The following is a 15580-nucleotide window of genomic DNA, read 5'->3' on the forward strand; positions in this document are numbered from 1 at the left end:
ATTCAAAAGCACTACCTATGCAATTTCAGGATGTTTGTCAAGAGAAAAACCGAATCGGTTTCGATATTATTCCCTTTCCATCCAGAGCCCGCCTTCCAGCGCCGATACTCCCTCATCCCTGAATGCACTTAGTTTCCAATGCCATAAAGGGAAACGGACAGAAGAAAACGCTGGTCGTCACCCTCGTCTGCAAAGCCGACATCAACGCTCCAGCACTGTCTGTGATATTTTATCAGCACGGATTTTTCCACATCTTTACCGTCCTGTTCGTTCCTCTTTATGGTAAACAGGGCGTCCAGGTCGCGAGTCAATTTTGCGTTGACCCGTAAATTGATTTCTTTCACCAAATCTTCGGTATACCGATACTGCAGATGGGCCGAATCTCCCCGTTGGTCCCTCACCACGAGATCGTAGTCCGTTTTCCACCACTCCCCGTTGTTCACGTTCAGCCTGTTGCGTGCGGAAAAGGAGAGAAAGGAGCAGGGGTCCAGATTGAGTTCCATATTGAGATCCTGGAAGTGCTCATCCTCGGGCTGTCCGACCTCATGGTAATAATGCTCCACCTTATCGATCTCATAGGTCTGAAACACCTTGAATCTCAATATTTCCCTGTATGTGGTTGTCCCGTCTTCGCCCTTCATCCTCGCCGTCAGTGTGTTGGTCAGTGCATAGGTCAGCCCGTTTGTTTCATCAATCCGCTGCACATAATCCGGGGCATCATCCTGATGGGGATCAGGAATATACGCATAGGTCAATTCCGGCTTGATCACATGCCTTAGCTTGTCGAACAGCTTCCACCCGACAGAATAAATCCGGGAGAATTCCGTATTCAGATTGGCCTCCATCCTATAGACCTGGCGGTCTCCCTGGTGGGTTCCCTCGGATGAGTTCTCTTCATCATGGTCATTCCGATCCCAGATTGTCTGCTGCACACTGAATTCCGGAACAAACCGGGCATAACGCCCCAGGCGGACGGGAAGAGTAACCACCGGCTGGACATCGTACAGGTGCCCCTTCTGTCCCTCGGACCGGTAAAAATAATCGTAGGTCCCATTCACCATTCCATACAGAGGCGTTTTCAGGAGAGGCCGCCTGACGGTATAAAGAGAGATTTCCGGATATTTCTGCAGGGTTTCGTCGTTGGACGGGCTCCTGAAATCATCGGTATAGCGCGCCAGGGCCGTAATATTGTAAAGTTCCTCATCCTTCACCATCCTTACCGTGGAATCCAGGGAGTTGAGGGCCTTGTCGGCATCGAAGGAAACCTTCCTGAACCGCTGCATCGGATCGGTGGAATAGTTGCTCTTGTAATAGTTCTGAGAGGAGAAATCCTTGAAATACCAGTTGTCGGAAACTTTATTGATGTCGGTGCGCAGGTAAAAGCCCGGGCTGAAGGTGGTCTGGGAGTTGAAGTAGAAGGACCCACGCTGTTGATCAGAGTGCCAGTCACGCTTGATGGACCCGGAAGTCTCCCTGATATCCTTGGTGTCATTCAGATAGTCCGCATAAAACGTCCCATAGGTATCCGGGCTGATCATGTAACGGAATTCCACCCCTTCCTTGAAGCCGCGCTTGGACATATACCTCTGGTAAAAGGTCGCGTCAAGGTTCTTGGAGATTTCCCAGAAGAATGGAACTTCAACATCCACGCCGTGCTTATCCCGTGAATAGGCGAGGGTGGGCATCAGCAGACCGGATTGCCGGGTCGTTTTAACGGGGAAGATGAGATAGGGGGTGTAAAATATCGGCTGATCGAGAACGTTGAATTTCCCATGTTTCACGGTCCCGTACCCGTCGATCGTCACAGCCATTTCCTTGCCCGAGATGCTCCATTCCGGGATTTCTCCATCGCATGTCGTGACTTTTCCGTCAAAAATCCGGTAATGCGCCTCCCCTTCCTTTTCGATGCGAGCCCCCTTCAAATAGACATTGTTGCGTACCATGAAAATCCGCCCATTTTCAGTGGCCCCGCTTTTTGTTTCTATATTGAAGCGAAGAGTATCCCCTTGGAGAATATCCCCCCCGCTTTTCAGGACGACATGCCCTTCGGCCAACGCTTCATTCGTCGCCTTGTTCAGGGAAACACGATCCGCTTCCAGAACCCCGTCGGTAAAGCGGATGATCACATTTCCCCTGGCAAAATACGTGTCCTCATCCTTCCTGTAATCCAAGAAATCCGATTCAATATTAACCGGTCCCTGAATCTTCCGGGTCATTGCCGAAAGGTCTTCCGCGGGAAGCAAGAGGGCCAGGAACAGGAGAATTAAAAAAAGAATTCTCCCGGTTCCACCTGCATAACGGTTGAATTTCATATTCCTGATTCCGAAAGACGCGCCATTCGGGCTCATTCTCACCTTCAACGCCGACAAATGTTCAGTTTACGCTTGTTGTCAAGGAATTCTTCCTGTCGCTTCGGCCTGTTTCCGTATATCGCTTTTTGATTTCTCCGACCAGATAAAGTGAACCGGTGACACAGATCAGGTCATCCTCTTCTGCAAGAGACAGGGCTCTTTGCAGTGCCTCCAGGCTGTCCTCCACGGCATCGGCCGCATGGCCATGATATCCTGCGATCGGGACCAACTGATCCAAGTCCACGGCTCGCCCTGTCTTCGGCTTGGTAAAAATGACATGGTGAAAAAAAGGCAGCAGTTTTTTCAGCATCATGGGATAATCCTTATCAGCAAGAACACCGAAGACGAGCAGCCGGCGCCTGTCTCCGCGGCGGCTCCGAAGAGCTTCGCAGAGCGCACTGGCCCCTGCCGGATTGTGAGCCCCGTCGACGAGGACGGTGGGCCTCTCCTGGAGAATCTCCAGGCGCCCTTCCCATTTTGCCCCGGCCAGCCCCATACGCATGTCCTGTTCATCTACCCTTCGCCCCTTGATGGCCATGAGCTCCGCCGCAGCCAGGGCAAGAGCCGCATTCCTGAGCTGATGCGCACCGGATAACGGGCAGGTAAGGTGAGGGATCTTACAGCCTATACCTGAATAGGAAAAGGCTCCAGCCCCTTTCGATCGAATCCGTATCTCCTTTCCCAGCCGGAAAAAGGGGATCCCCTTTTTCCGGCACGCCTCCGTCAGAATGCCAAGGACCGCCCTCTGATTTGCAGCACTCACGCAGACGCTCTTTTCCTTGATGATCCCCGCCTTTTCAGCGGCGATATCCTTCAGATGGCGGCCAAGGTAGTCCTGGTGATCCTGATGAACATTCGTAATCACGGATACCTCTGGATCCACCACATTGGTCGCATCAAGGCGCCCCCCCATGCCCACTTCCAGAACGGCAGCATCCACCTTTTCCTGGAAGAAATACAGGAATGCCGCCGCCGTAAGAAATTCAAAATACGTCAGAGATTCTTCAAGACAGCTGCGGACGATCTCGATGCACTCCTGCATTCTCTTTTCAGAAATCAGGCGATCGTTGATTTTGATCCGCTCGCAGATGTCGATCAGGTGAGGAGACGTATACGTCCCGATTTTGAACCCGCTGTGCCCCAGGATAGATGACAGAATGGCGGCAACAGACCCTTTTCCGTTGGTTCCTCCAATCAGAACCGCGGGATATGCCCGTTGCGGATTGCCGATTCTTTCGAGAAGGCGCGTGATGGGCCCCAGGCCAAGGTGAACGACATCCGAGTTCAAATCCGGCAATATCGGGAGCCTGCTGTTCTTGCCCATTCGTCAATTCCGGTCTTTCTTTCAAATCCGATTCAAAACAAAAAAGCCACGGACTTTTCTTTTTGAAATCAAATCATCCATGGCTTCTTCTGACTTTTCAGCTTTTAAGCAGCTTGCTTAATCGGAGGTGACCTTGAAAACCTCGTCACCGGGACGCACGCGGCCGGATACCTTGATCCCGATAAAATCGCCGGGAACCGCTTTGTCGACCTTTTTGTTGTCCACTTCAATGGACTCAACGGTATCGGAAATATCCGTTGTGTGCCCCACGTACTTGATGGTGTCCCCGATGCTGAGTTGACCTTGCGTTATTTTTACCGCCGCAACACTCGGCTTTGCAAAAAACTTGACCACTTCACCGACTTTTTCTTCTGCCATAACGAAATCTCCTCCGTCAGCACATCTTAAAAAGCTAGCATTGTTTAGTCCTGGCCACCACGCTCGGTCTCTCGTTAACGGTTCTGGCACCCCACCGCCTTATCGAACGCACTCGATAATGGAGATCGGAGCGTTATCCCCTTCACGGTATCCCATTTTAATGATCCGGGTATATCCACCGGAGCGTTCGCGGTACCGCGGAGATATTTCATTGAACAATTTCGCCACTACATCACGATCCCGGATCACGGCAAGCGCCTGCCGTCTCGCATGCACGTCGCCCCGCTTCCCCAGGGTGATCATCTTCTCTGCAATTTTCCGTAATTCCTTCGCTCTTGTATCTGTTGTCTTCACAGATTCATACTTCAAGAAGGAAGTCACCATATTTCTCAACATGGCAGCCCGGTGGCTCGATGTTCTACCTAATTTTCTTCCTGATTTCCCGTGACGCATACGATCTTAACCCCTTTTTCGTAATGTTTATCCTTCCTCTGGGATTTCGGCTGTTTCTTCTCTCAGTTCCTTATTCCAAGGGGGAAACTCCAGTTTCATTCCAAAGGTCAAACCATACTCTGCAAGTATTTCCTTGATTTCACTCAGAGACTTCCTGCCGAAATTCTTGGTCTTGAGCATTTCGGCTTCACTCTTCTGAACGAGTTCCCCGATCTGATTGATTCCAGCATTTTTAAGGCAGTTGGCGGATCTTACCGACAGCTCCAGGTCTTCCACATGCCTCAGGAGGATATCGTTGAGATTTTCCTTTTCGCTGATTGTCTCCTCTTCCTCTTCAATCTCTTCAGTGCCGATGACCGTATGCAACCCAACAAAGACCTGTAGCTGCTGCTTCAATATCTTCGCCGCCAGCGCTATGGCATCCTCAGGAAGCACATCGCCATCCGTCCACACCTCAAGAGACAGCTTGTCATAATCGGCCACCTGCCCTACACGGGCATGCGTTACGGTATAGTTCACCTTTTTTATGGGCGAATACAGGGCGTCAATATTGATTGTCCCCTCCGGCTGGTCGATATCCCGTTCCTTTTTTGCAGGCACATAGCCTCTTCCGATGTTGACGACCATCTCCATTCGGAAGGGAATTTCACCCGATCGCGAAGCGATATAATGGTCTGTGTTCAGCACTTCCACCGTACCGTCTGTAATGATATCCGCCGCGGTGATGACGCCTTCCTTCTTTGTATCGATTCTGATGACTCTCGGACCATCGCTGAAGAGCTTCAACCGAACCCCTTTAAGATTGAGGATGATGTCGGTCACATCTTCCTTCACCCCTGGAACCGTTGAGAATTCATGAAGAACGTTATCAATTTTTACCGAAACGATTGCTGCCCCCTGGATGGAGGAAAGCAATACCCTTCTCAATGCATTACCGAGGGTGATGCCGAAGCCTCTTTCGAGCGGTTGACAGACAAATTCCCCATAAAACCTGGTATGGGTATTTTCGTCAATTTCTATTCTTCTTGGTCTGATTAAGCTGCACCAATTTTTAACCATTGTTCATTCCCTACCCTTCGGGTCTTGACAACTGACATCGTATTCAGAATACACAACGCTTTATTTTGAATAAAGCTCTACGACTAATTGTTCTTGAATTGGCATCGTCAATTCTTCGCGGGTTGGGAACATTTTTACCTTTCCCTTGAAATTCTCCTGCTCCAGCTCAAGCCATTGCGGAACTCCTCGTCTCGCAACAGTTTCCATCGCTTCGATAATTTTATTGTTGGTTCTGCTTGCCTCTGTAATTTCTATGGCGTCCCCGATATCAACCAGGTAGGAAGGGATATTCACCTTCTTCCCATTGACGGTGAAATGATTGTGCCTGACGAGCTGTCTCGCTTCATTTCTTGAATTCGCGAAACCCAGACGATAAACCATATTGTCCAGCCTTCTCTCAAGATAAAGCAAAAGATTTGTACCTGTTATTCCCTTTTTCCGGTCGGCTTTTTCAAAGTATCCCTTGAACTGCTTTTCAAGCAGCCCGTACATCCTCTTGAGCTTCTGCTTCTCCCTCAACTGCACCCCATAGTCCGACTGCTGTTTCCTTCTCAGCTGACCGTGCTCTCCAGGAGCGTATCCTCTCCGTTCAAACGCACACTTTTCACCATAACAGCGGTCTCCCTTGAGAAAGAGCTTCAAGCCTTCCCTACGGCACAGCCTGCACACGGATTCCTTATATCTTGCCAAGAATGCCTCCCTTTTCCATCATGTCTTTCATATTTATATTTATTGATTTAATCGACTAGTTTTCTGCAAATACATCTGTGGTACAGAGATCTTAGACTCTTCGTCTCTTCGGGGGACGACAACCGTTGTGCGGAATCGGAGTTACATCTCGAATCAGGGATATGGTCAACCCGGCAGCCTGCAGTGAACGCAACGCAGATTCACGACCGGAGCCAGGGCCCTTCACATAAACCTGCACCTTTCTCAAACCGTGCTCTTTCGCTTTTTTGACGCAGTCTTCAGCAGCCATCTGAGCGGCAAAGGGTGTGCTTTTCCTCGATCCTTTAAACCCCTGCATTCCGGAAGACGACCACGCGATCACGTTGCCCACCGGATCGGTAATGGTTATGATCGTGTTATTGAAAGTGGACTGTATATGCGCAATTCCCTCGGGAATATTCTTTTTTTCCTTCTTCTTGCCTGTCTTTCTGACTTGCTTTGCCATTTCCTTCCCCTGTCCAATTCTTTTGTATTCTATTTATGGTTTATTTTTTCTTTCCGGCAATGGCTCGTCTCGGACCTTTGCGTGTCCTCGCATTGGTATGAGTTCTCTGTCCTCTTACGGGTAGCCCCTTACGATGACGAAGGCCTCTGTATGCCCCCACATCCATGAGTCTCTTAATCGACATGGAAATCTCTCTTCTCAGATCTCCCTCCACTTTGTGGTCCCTGTCGATAATATTCCTGATAGCATTGATTTCAGAATCAGCAAGCTCATCACTCTTGGTATCATAGCTGATTTCCGCCATATCCAGTATTTCCTTGGCCTTGGTCCGGCCAATTCCATAGATGTATGTTAACGCTATTTCGATTCTTTTATTTTTTGGTAAATCTACTCCTGCAATTCTTGCCACCGGATTTCCTCCTGCTCACAAATTCGATATGCTATCCCTGCCGCTGCTTATGCTTTGGATTTTCGCAGATAACTCTCAGCAGTCCGCGCCTTTTGATGATCTTGCACTTATCGCAGATTTTTTTGACAGATGATCTTACTTTCACGATGTTAATTCCACCCCTCTATCTGAATATTATTTATTGCCCCAGGACGTTGATGCGCCTGACAAGCAGAGAGCTTTTCTCCGCCTGCTTTTTTATTTTGTCCGATAGACGATTCTCCCCCTTGTCAAATCGTAAGGGGACAACTCCACGGTCACTTTATCGCCGGGCAAAATTTTTATGAAATGCATCCTCATTTTACCGGAAATGTGAGCCAGAACACGATGGCCATTCTCCAACTCCACCCTGAACATCGCGTTCGGCAGGGGTTCGATCACGCGCCCCTCTACTTCTATGGGTTCTTCCTTGGCCATAACCTATCCTATCCTGTTTCTAAATCGCTACGAAAGTTCACAAATCCGCGTTCATGCGGATCCCTGATTCTGACTCACCCTTTGCCAGCCGCCAAGCTGAGAACGGCCGTTCAGTTTACGTAGCTTAATATTTCCGGTCCCTTATCCGTTATCGCAACGGTGTGTTCAAAGTGAGCAGAATTTTTACCGTCCTCCGTCACGACAGTCCAATGGTCCTTTAAAACTTTTATCTGGAATTTACCGGCATTTACCATTGGTTCAATCGCAAGGACCATCCCTTTTTTCAGCAGCATTCCCCTGCCTTTGATGCCGTAATTAGGAACCTGGGGATCCTCATGCAGGCTTTTGCCGATGCCGTGTCCTACATAATCTCTCACTACGGAAAAACCGGCGCTCTCGACGTAATTTTGTATGGCCGCCGAAATGTCTCCTAGACGATTTCCTTCCTTCGTCTCGTCAATGCCTCGATAGAGACCTTCCCTGGTCGCCTTCAGCAGCTTCGACGATTCCTCAGAGATCTTGCCAACCGGCACCGTAATCGCTGTATCTCCATAATACCCGTTGCAAAAGACACCGTAGTCGAGGCTGACAATATCCCCTTCTCTCAGAACACGTTTCGAGGGCATCCCATGAACAACCTCCTCATTCACGGAAACGCACAACCCGAAGGGAAATCCGTTGTAGCCTTTAAATGCCGGGCGCACCTTTTTCCGGGCGGCCAGTGCCTCGGCATACTGCTCGAGCTCCATGGTTCTGATGCCAGGCTCCACCAGACTTTCCAGTTCCTTCAAGACCTCGGCCGCAATCCTGCTGCTTGTCCTTATCTTCTCAATCTCTTCAGGCGCCTTGATAATAACCATTGATCCGTTCACGCGGCTGCCAAGACCGACTCCGCTACCTTCTTCTCGCGATCTTGCCCTTCTTCAGGAATCCCTCATACTGCCTCGTGAGGAGATGCGTTTCCAATTGGCCTGCCGTGTCCAGAGCAACGCCCACGACAATCAGCAGCGCCGTACCTCCGAAATAGAACGGTACGTTGAAATACGCGATCAGGATGCTTGGCAGGACGCACACGGCAGACACGTAAATGGCGCCACTGAACGTCAACCGGGTCAAGACATCGTCTATGTATTCCGCCGTTTTCTTCCCGGGTCGGATTCCCGGGACATATCCGCCGTACTTTCTCATATTTTCGGCTACATCGGTGGGATTGAATGTTACAGCTGTGTAAAAATAGCAAAAAAAGACGATAAATCCCACATATAAAAGTTCATAGCCTATTCTTCCCGGAATTAATGCATCCGCCACGGCCTTCATCCACGGATGCGGGATAAAATTCGCGATCGTGGCGGGAAACATGATGATGGAAGAGGCGAAGATCGGCGGAATGACCCCTGCCGTATTCACTTTCAGAGGCAGGTGCGTCGACTGGCCTCCGTATACTTTCCTACCTACAACCCTCTTGGCATATTGCACGGGAATTCGTCTCTGCCCGCTTTCAACGAACACGATGGTCCCTACGACGCTGATCATCATGACAATCAGGATAATGATCAGGAAAAACCCCATCTCACCCGTCGATAAGAGACGGAACGTATTGATGATCGCTTCCGGTCCCCGACAGACGATGCCGGCGAAGATGATCAGGGAGATGCCGTTTCCTATACCCTTTTCGGTAATCTGTTCTCCGAGCCACATCAAAAACGCCGTACCGGCCGTCAAGGTCAATACGGTCATTAACCGGAATCCCCAGCCGGGCTGAAGAACGATTGACACCCCCGTGGGACCGGCCATGTTCTCCAGTCCAACGGATATTCCAAATCCCTGGATGATGCTCAGTCCGACGGTTCCATACCGGGTGTACTGGGTGATCTTTCTTCGGCCCGCCTCGCCTTCCTTTGACAGCCGCTCGAGATGAGGAATGGCCACGGTAAGGAGTTGAAGAATAATGGAAGCACTGATGTACGGCATGATCCCGAGGGCAAAGACGGACAGGTTACTCAACGCTCCGCCGGCAAACATGTCAAAGAGCCCCAGCAGCGATCCCTTTGCCTGCTCGAAAAAGGCCATCAACGCCGCCGTATCTATTCCGGGAGTTGGAATATGCGCCCCGACTCGATATACGAACAGCATCAAAAGCGTATAGAGAATTCTCTTTTGTAGCTCCGGTATTTTATTGATATTTCTTAAGCCGTCTATCAAATCAGACTACCTCGATAACCGATCCACCTGCCGCTTCAATCTTCGTTCGTGCCCCTGTACTGATCATCGCTATTTTCACCGTCAAAGGATGATCAACTTCTCCGCATCCAAGAATCTTGACGTTTTTCGCGGAATTCTTAATCAGCCCGCTTTTCCTCAGCTGATCCACATCGATGACCATGCCGGTCTCAAAGACATTCAGCTTATCAAGATTGAGCGTAGCGATATCCTTGCAGAGCCTGCTCCGGAATCCCCTTTTTGGCAAACGCCGCGTCAAGGGCATCTGTCCGCCTTCGAATCCGTCTCTGACACCACCGCCGGACCTTGAATTCTGGCCTTTGTGGCCTTTACAGGCTGTCCCGCCGTGTCCGGAACCGTTTCCTCTGCCGACTCTCTTCTTCTTTTTCCTCGAACCCGCAGGCGGCGCTAATTGACTGAGATCCATTATTCCCCTCCCTCAAGTTCCTCGCAAATCACAAGATGACTCACCTTGTTCACCATACCTCTTATTTCAGGACTGTCCTTTAGGATGACCGCCTTGTTGATCTTCAAAAGTCCCATGCCCCTAAGGATATCCCTCTGCTTGGAAGGTCTCCCGATCATACTTTTCTTGAGCGTTATCTTCAGTTTCCTAGTCAATGTACCGTCCCCTTAATTCTATAGTTCCGCTACGGTCCTGCCGCGCAGAGAAGCAATCCTTTCCGGGCTGTCCAATCGACGCAGTCCCTCAAGAGTTGCCTTAACAAGGTTATGCGGATTGTGAGAGCCTAAGCATTTTGTAAGGATATTTCGGATTCCGGCTACTTCCAGCACTGCCCTGACGGCTCCACCCGCAATCAACCCGGTTCCTTCGGATGCCGGTTTCAGAAGCACGCGCCCCGCCCCGAATTTGCCAATAACTTCGTAGGGTATGGTCCCTCTTTCGACTTCGATTCTCGTCATGCTTTTTTTGGCCTGCTCCATGCCTTTTCTGATGGCTTCAGGAACCTCGTGCGCCTTTCCCAAGCCGGCGCCGACAGACCCGTTGCCGTCACCCACAACGACAATCGCACTGAATCGAAATCGCCTTCCACCTTTCACGACCTTCGCAGTCCTGTTGATCGCGATGACCCTGTCCAGAAATTCAACTTCACCGAAATCTTTCTTATCCAATGATCAATCCCTTCAAGATGAATAGAAAATGAATTTTTGTTCTAAAATTTTAACCCTTCTTCCCTGGCACCGTCAGCTAATGCCTTCACTCTTCCATGATACAGGTAGCATGAGCGGTCAAACACGGCCTCTTGTATCCCCATAGCCTGAAGTTTCCTGGATATTTCCCGTCCAACCTCTTTGGCCGCGTCCACCTTTTTCGCTTCAAGCACCTTGCTCTTTACTTCTTCATTAATTGTAGAGGCCTGCGCAATCGTTTTCCCTACATTGTCGTCCACGGCTTGCACGTAAATATGCTTCGCGCTCCTGAAGACTGCCAGCCTCGGTCTCTCGGTCGTACCGCTGATCTTTGCACGAACCCGAGATTTTCTCTTCTTCCTGATTTCCTGAACTTTTTTCGACGCCAACTTTCTACCTCGCCGTATTACCGATATAAATTGTATTGTTTTACTTTAGACGTCATGCCCCTACAGATTTCCCGACCTTGCGTCTTACTACCTCACCGGCATATTTGATTCCCTTTCCCTTATAGGGTTCGGGTTTTTTAATTCTGCGGATGTCAGCAGCAACCTTTCCCACCTGCTCCTTGTCGATTCCGGACAGGATAATCGCTGTCTGCTTTTCGATCCTGAAATCGATCCCCTCGGGCACGGTATAGATTACAGGACTCGAAAAGCCGATGGTCAATTTAAGATTTTTCCCGTCCGCCTCCGCCTTGTATCCAACACCCACGATCTCAAGATTCTTCTCATAACCGGTATTCACACCAGTAACCATATTCTGTATCAGGGTTCTTACCAGTCCGTGATACGCCCGGTCCTGCCTGCTGTTTGAAGGCCTGTTCACCACGACCTTCCCGGGCTCCATGACAACATCGATCCGTTCCGGTATAATGGCCGCCAATTCACCGCGCGGACCGGTAACTTTTATTGTGTTTACCGTGCGCTCACATGTTACCTTCGCCGGCAGTTCTATAGGTTTTTTACCAATTCTTGACATGATAACTCTCCTGTCGTTATCCTTCTGCTACCCTATCACCAACTCCTATGCTTCCTACCAGACCTTGCAGAGCACTTCGCCACCGACGTTCTTTTCCCTGGCCTCTTTGTCTGTAATCACACCCTTCGATGTGGATATGATGGCGACACCGTATCCGTTGAGCACCTTTGGAATCTTATCCCGCTTGACATAGATCCGTCTGCTTGGTTTGCTGACCCTCTGGATGTCTTGAATGATGGTCGTCTTGCTGTCGGGATATTTCAGATAGACATTAAGAACGTCGAAGCCCTTCTCGTTCTTTTTGATGTCATATCCGCCAATATACCCGGCTTTCTTTAACACTTTCACTATGTTCAGATTGATCCCTGAATGCAGCACCTCGACACTCTTGAAACGTGCTCGATTTGCATTTCTTATCCTTGTGAGCATATCTGCGATCGGATCGGTCATCCCCATATACCTACTCCTTAAATATATTGACTACCAGCTGGATTTAATCACGCCGGGAATTTCGCCTTTTGACGATAACTGCCTCAAACATATCCTGCACATACCAAATTTCCTGTAATATGCCCTTGGCCTGCCGCATATCGCACATCTATTGTAGGTTCTCACAGAATATTTCGGCTCTCTTTTTGCCTTCGCTATCAAGGATTTTTTTGCCACTCCGACTCCTCCGGTTATTTCTCTTCCCTAGCTGTTTTCTTTAACTTCTGAAAGGAACTCCCATATGCTTCAAAAGCGCCCTTGCTTCCTCATCTGTGGCGGCATTCGTCACGATGGCGATATTCATTCCTCGAATTTTTTCTATTTTATCGTATTCAATTTCAGGAAAGATGATCTGCTCTTTTACACCGATCGAAAAATTTCCACGGCCGTCGAACGTATTGGGGGATACCCCACGGAAATCGCGAATCCGCGGAAGGGCCACGTTAATGAACCGATCGAAAAACTCATACATTCGCTCACGCCTCAACGTGACTCTGCATCCGATGGACATGCCCTTTCTCAGTTTGAACGTAGCAATCGACTTCTTGGCTTTCGTAATAACAGCCTTCTGACCCGTAATCAGTTCCAGCTCCCCGGTTGCTGTGTCAAGAATCTTCACGTTCTGTATCGCCTCACCCAGCCCCATGTTTACCACAATCTTCTTCATCACCGGAACCTGCATGGGATTGCTGTATCCGAACTGTGAAATCAGAGCAGGAACGACTTCTTTTTTATAATACTCCTTTAATCTCGCCATGTCTCCACTACCTACACATCCAATATTTCACTGCATTTTTTGCAAATCCGAACTCTCTTCCCGTCCTCGAAAATCTTGATGCCGATCCTTGTTTCCTTGTTACACTTTCCGCACAGAATGCTTACATTCGATGCGTGAATCGGCCCCTCCTTCTCCACGATGCCGCCTTTTCCCATTGCATTGGCTTTCTGGTGCCTTTTTATCATGTTAAGCTTTTCTATGACGACCCTGTTATTATCCTTGAGCACCGTCAGGACTTTTCCGGTTTTCCCCTTTTCCTTTCCTGCGATGACCTTGACCAGGTCGCCTTTTTTCAAATGCTTCACTTGCATTTCCTATTCTCCATCTTCTCGTCCGCGGTTATGCCTATCATCAACAGCGCAATTTCAAGATCCCGAGTTTCAGAGCACTTCCGGCGCCAGTGATATAATCTTCATAAATTGCCTGGCCCTGAGTTCCCTTGCTACGGGGCCGAATATTCTTGTTCCAATGGGCTCCATCTGGTTGCTGATCAGAACGGCAGAATTGTCATCGAACTTCAAATAAGATCCATCCGGACGTCTGACCTCTTTTGCCGTTCGAACGATGACGGCTTTCATGACATCGCCTTTCTTGACCTTCGAATTCGGCATGGCTTCCTTTACAGCCACAACTATGACGTCACCCACGCCGGCATACCTTCGTTTCGAGCCCCCTAGCACTTTAATGCAGGCGACTTTCTTAGCACCGGAATTATCGGCCACATTAAGCACCGTTTGCATCTGTATCATAACGCGACTCCATCAACCTTCCCGTATTTTCGATCTACTTCGCCTTTTCGACGATATTGAGCATTCTCCATCTCTTCAATCTGCTGAGCGGGCGCGACTCCATGATGATCACGGTATCTCCCACCTGACATTCATTTCTTTCATCATGAGCAAGGTATTTTGTGTGCCTTTTTGTGTATTTATGAAAAACAGCATGCTTCACAAGGCGCTCGGCTCGAATGACGATGGTTTTGTCCATCTTGTTACTGACGACAACCCCTTTGATTGTTCTGTTCTTACCCCGTTCTTTCAATGCTCCTTAACCCCCTTTTCCCGCAATATCGTTTTTGCCCGGGCGATATCCTTCTTGATCTTTCCGAATGCAGCCGTAGATTCAAGTTGCCCTGAAGCACTGCGCATTCTCAGGTTAAAAAGCTCCTCAACCAGCTCGTTCTTCTTCTGCCTTATTTCATCAAGGCTTTTGTCTCTCCATTCCTTAGCCTTCATCTGACAACTCCCTAGCAAGAAACCTCGTTCCTATTGGAAGTTTATGTGATGCAAGCCGGAAAGCTTCCCTTGCCACATCCTTTGAAACTCCCTGCATCTCATAGAGCACCGTTCCCGGCTTGACGACCGCCACCCATTCCTCCGGCGCACCCTTTCCTTTTCCCATCCTCGTTTCGGCTGGTTTCTTCGTTATCGATTTATGAGGAAATATCCGTATCCATATCTTTCCGCCTCTGCGGACATGACGCGTGATGGCAATTCTGGCCGCTTCAATCTGCCTAGCCGTAATCCAGCCGCATTCCTCGGCTTGAAGTCCGTAATCTCCAAAGGATACTTTGCTGCCACGTGTTGCAGTTCCTGTTCTGCGTCCTCTCTGCAGCTTTCGATATTTAACTCTTTTTGGCATTAACATGGAACTTATCCCTCTGTTCTTTTCTGCATGGTTTTATGTTAGAACTTGGCGGATCCTATGGCCGTTCCAGTTCCTTCTTCCCCGGCAGGACTTCTCCGTGAAAGATCAGGACCTTGATGCCGATCTGTCCGTAGGCCGTCTTCGCTTCCGTGAAGCCGCTATCGATATCCGCCCTCAGTGTATGCAACGGGACTCTTCCTTCGCGGTACCATTCGGTCCGTGACATCTCAGCCCCTCCCAATCTTCCCGAACAACTGACCCGAATACCCTTCGCACCGAATTTCAGCGCGGTGAGGACGCACTTTTTCATGGCCCTTCGAAAGGCGACTCTTCTCTCCAGCTGCATTGCAATATTTTCGGCGACAAGCTGCGCATCAATCTCGGGTTTCCGTACTTCAAGGATATTGATGATGATCTCGCTCGTCGATACGTTCTCAAGGTCTTTTTTCAGCTTTTCAATCTCGGCACCCTTTTTCCCGATGATGATCCCGGGACGCGCCGCATATATATTTACCTTGGCCTTATTGACCGCTCTTTCGATGTCAATATGGGAAATGCCCGCGTGATAAAGCTTCTTCTTCAGATACCGGCGGATTGCCAGATCCTCATACAGCATCTCCCGATAATTCTTATCGGCATACCACCTGGAATTCCAGTTCTTGTTGATTCCCAGCCTCAGACCGACAGGATTAACCTTCTGCCCCAATCT

Annotated in this window: 25 protein-coding genes and 1 pseudogene; all 26 read right to left on the bottom strand. The window is 49.4% G+C overall.

Annotated elements, in window-relative coordinates; all coding sequences use genetic code 11:
- Window positions 1-128: 128 nt before the first annotated feature.
- A complete protein-coding gene (locus tag AB3175_RS09230; protein WP_367360658.1) occupies window positions 129-2312 on the bottom strand; it encodes an LPS-assembly protein LptD in 2184 nt (727 codons plus the stop codon).
- Between the two features lie 61 nt (window positions 2313-2373).
- On the bottom strand, window positions 2374-3648 hold the full coding sequence (locus AB3175_RS09235) for a folylpolyglutamate synthase/dihydrofolate synthase family protein (protein ID WP_367360659.1): 1275 nt from the start codon (window positions 3646-3648) through the stop codon (window positions 2374-2376).
- Between the two features lie 144 nt (window positions 3649-3792).
- Window positions 3793-4053 carry an EF-Tu/IF-2/RF-3 family GTPase gene (locus tag AB3175_RS09240; RefSeq protein WP_367360660.1) on the bottom strand — a complete coding sequence of 87 codons (261 nt, stop codon included), beginning with the start codon at window positions 4051-4053 and terminating at the stop codon, window positions 3793-3795.
- A 105-nt stretch (window positions 4054-4158) separates the two neighbouring features.
- Window positions 4159-4506 (bottom strand): annotated as a pseudogene (gene rplQ, locus AB3175_RS09245) (50S ribosomal protein L17); the annotation flags it as partial.
- Between the two features lie 27 nt (window positions 4507-4533).
- Window positions 4534-5565 carry a DNA-directed RNA polymerase subunit alpha gene (locus AB3175_RS09250; protein WP_367360661.1) on the bottom strand — a complete coding sequence of 344 codons (1032 nt, stop codon included), beginning with the start codon at window positions 5563-5565 and terminating at the stop codon, window positions 4534-4536.
- A gap of 60 nt (window positions 5566-5625) precedes the next feature.
- A complete protein-coding gene (gene rpsD / locus AB3175_RS09255; protein ID WP_367360662.1) occupies window positions 5626-6255 on the bottom strand; it encodes a 30S ribosomal protein S4 in 630 nt (209 codons plus the stop codon).
- A gap of 91 nt (window positions 6256-6346) precedes the next feature.
- A complete protein-coding gene (gene rpsK, locus AB3175_RS09260) occupies window positions 6347-6739 on the bottom strand; it encodes a 30S ribosomal protein S11 (protein WP_093881985.1) in 393 nt (130 codons plus the stop codon).
- Between the two features lie 40 nt (window positions 6740-6779).
- Window positions 6780-7148: a 30S ribosomal protein S13 gene (gene rpsM / locus AB3175_RS09265; RefSeq protein WP_367360663.1), complete on the bottom strand. Its 369-nt coding sequence runs from the start codon at window positions 7146-7148 to the stop codon at window positions 6780-6782.
- A 31-nt stretch (window positions 7149-7179) separates the two neighbouring features.
- On the bottom strand, window positions 7180-7293 hold the full coding sequence (gene rpmJ, locus AB3175_RS09270; protein ID WP_367360664.1) for a 50S ribosomal protein L36: 114 nt from the start codon (window positions 7291-7293) through the stop codon (window positions 7180-7182).
- Between the two features lie 92 nt (window positions 7294-7385).
- On the bottom strand, window positions 7386-7604 hold the full coding sequence (gene infA, locus AB3175_RS09275) for a translation initiation factor IF-1 (RefSeq protein ID WP_093881988.1): 219 nt from the start codon (window positions 7602-7604) through the stop codon (window positions 7386-7388).
- 110 nt (window positions 7605-7714) lie between these two features.
- Window positions 7715-8464, bottom strand: a complete 750-nt coding sequence (gene map / locus AB3175_RS09280) for a type I methionyl aminopeptidase (protein ID WP_367360665.1) — start codon at window positions 8462-8464, stop codon at window positions 7715-7717.
- A gap of 34 nt (window positions 8465-8498) precedes the next feature.
- On the bottom strand, window positions 8499-9806 hold the full coding sequence (secY, locus tag AB3175_RS09285; protein WP_367360666.1) for a preprotein translocase subunit SecY: 1308 nt from the start codon (window positions 9804-9806) through the stop codon (window positions 8499-8501).
- A gap of 1 nt (window position 9807) precedes the next feature.
- Window positions 9808-10251 carry a 50S ribosomal protein L15 gene (gene rplO / locus AB3175_RS09290; protein WP_367360667.1) on the bottom strand — a complete coding sequence of 148 codons (444 nt, stop codon included), beginning with the start codon at window positions 10249-10251 and terminating at the stop codon, window positions 9808-9810.
- Entirely contained in the window at window positions 10251-10445 is a 195-nt protein-coding gene (gene rpmD / locus AB3175_RS09295; RefSeq protein ID WP_367360668.1) for a 50S ribosomal protein L30, read from the bottom strand. The genes rplO and rpmD overlap by 1 nt, the downstream gene beginning before the upstream one ends.
- An 18-nt stretch (window positions 10446-10463) precedes the next feature.
- Entirely contained in the window at window positions 10464-10958 is a 495-nt protein-coding gene (rpsE, locus tag AB3175_RS09300) for a 30S ribosomal protein S5 (protein WP_367360669.1), read from the bottom strand.
- Between the two features lie 41 nt (window positions 10959-10999).
- The gene (gene rplR, locus AB3175_RS09305) at window positions 11000-11365 is read right to left on the bottom strand and encodes a 50S ribosomal protein L18 (RefSeq protein WP_367360670.1); all 366 of its coding nucleotides are present in this window, start codon (window positions 11363-11365) and stop codon (window positions 11000-11002) included.
- Window positions 11366-11417: 52 nt separating this feature from the next.
- Complete coding sequence (rplF, locus tag AB3175_RS09310; RefSeq protein ID WP_367360671.1) at window positions 11418-11957, bottom strand: 50S ribosomal protein L6; 540 nt, start codon at window positions 11955-11957, stop codon at window positions 11418-11420.
- Between the two features lie 54 nt (window positions 11958-12011).
- Complete coding sequence (gene rpsH, locus AB3175_RS09315) at window positions 12012-12413, bottom strand: 30S ribosomal protein S8 (protein ID WP_367360672.1); 402 nt, start codon at window positions 12411-12413, stop codon at window positions 12012-12014.
- 24 nt (window positions 12414-12437) lie between these two features.
- On the bottom strand, window positions 12438-12623 hold the full coding sequence (locus AB3175_RS09320) for a type Z 30S ribosomal protein S14 (RefSeq protein WP_367360673.1): 186 nt from the start codon (window positions 12621-12623) through the stop codon (window positions 12438-12440).
- Window positions 12624-12663: 40 nt separating this feature from the next.
- The gene (gene rplE / locus AB3175_RS09325; protein ID WP_367360674.1) at window positions 12664-13203 is read right to left on the bottom strand and encodes a 50S ribosomal protein L5; all 540 of its coding nucleotides are present in this window, start codon (window positions 13201-13203) and stop codon (window positions 12664-12666) included.
- An 11-nt stretch (window positions 13204-13214) separates the two neighbouring features.
- Entirely contained in the window at window positions 13215-13535 is a 321-nt protein-coding gene (rplX, locus tag AB3175_RS09330) for a 50S ribosomal protein L24 (RefSeq protein ID WP_367360675.1), read from the bottom strand.
- A gap of 69 nt (window positions 13536-13604) precedes the next feature.
- The gene (rplN, locus tag AB3175_RS09335) at window positions 13605-13973 is read right to left on the bottom strand and encodes a 50S ribosomal protein L14 (RefSeq protein WP_367360676.1); all 369 of its coding nucleotides are present in this window, start codon (window positions 13971-13973) and stop codon (window positions 13605-13607) included.
- Between the two features lie 34 nt (window positions 13974-14007).
- The gene (gene rpsQ / locus AB3175_RS09340) at window positions 14008-14265 is read right to left on the bottom strand and encodes a 30S ribosomal protein S17 (protein WP_367360677.1); all 258 of its coding nucleotides are present in this window, start codon (window positions 14263-14265) and stop codon (window positions 14008-14010) included.
- Complete coding sequence (gene rpmC / locus AB3175_RS09345) at window positions 14262-14459, bottom strand: 50S ribosomal protein L29 (RefSeq protein WP_367360678.1); 198 nt, start codon at window positions 14457-14459, stop codon at window positions 14262-14264. Before rpmC ends, rpsQ begins: the two co-directional genes overlap by 4 nt.
- Entirely contained in the window at window positions 14449-14871 is a 423-nt protein-coding gene (rplP, locus tag AB3175_RS09350; protein ID WP_367360679.1) for a 50S ribosomal protein L16, read from the bottom strand. Before rplP ends, rpmC begins: the two co-directional genes overlap by 11 nt.
- Window positions 14872-14926: 55 nt before the next feature.
- Complete coding sequence (gene rpsC, locus AB3175_RS09355; RefSeq protein WP_367360680.1) at window positions 14927-15577, bottom strand: 30S ribosomal protein S3; 651 nt, start codon at window positions 15575-15577, stop codon at window positions 14927-14929.
- Between the last annotated feature and the right edge of the window lie 3 nt (window positions 15578-15580).

Origin of the sequence: Syntrophus sp. (in: bacteria) (genome assembly GCF_040768185.1) — a bacterium.
Taxonomy (GTDB): Bacteria; Desulfobacterota; Syntrophia; order Syntrophales; family Syntrophaceae; genus Syntrophus; species Syntrophus buswellii.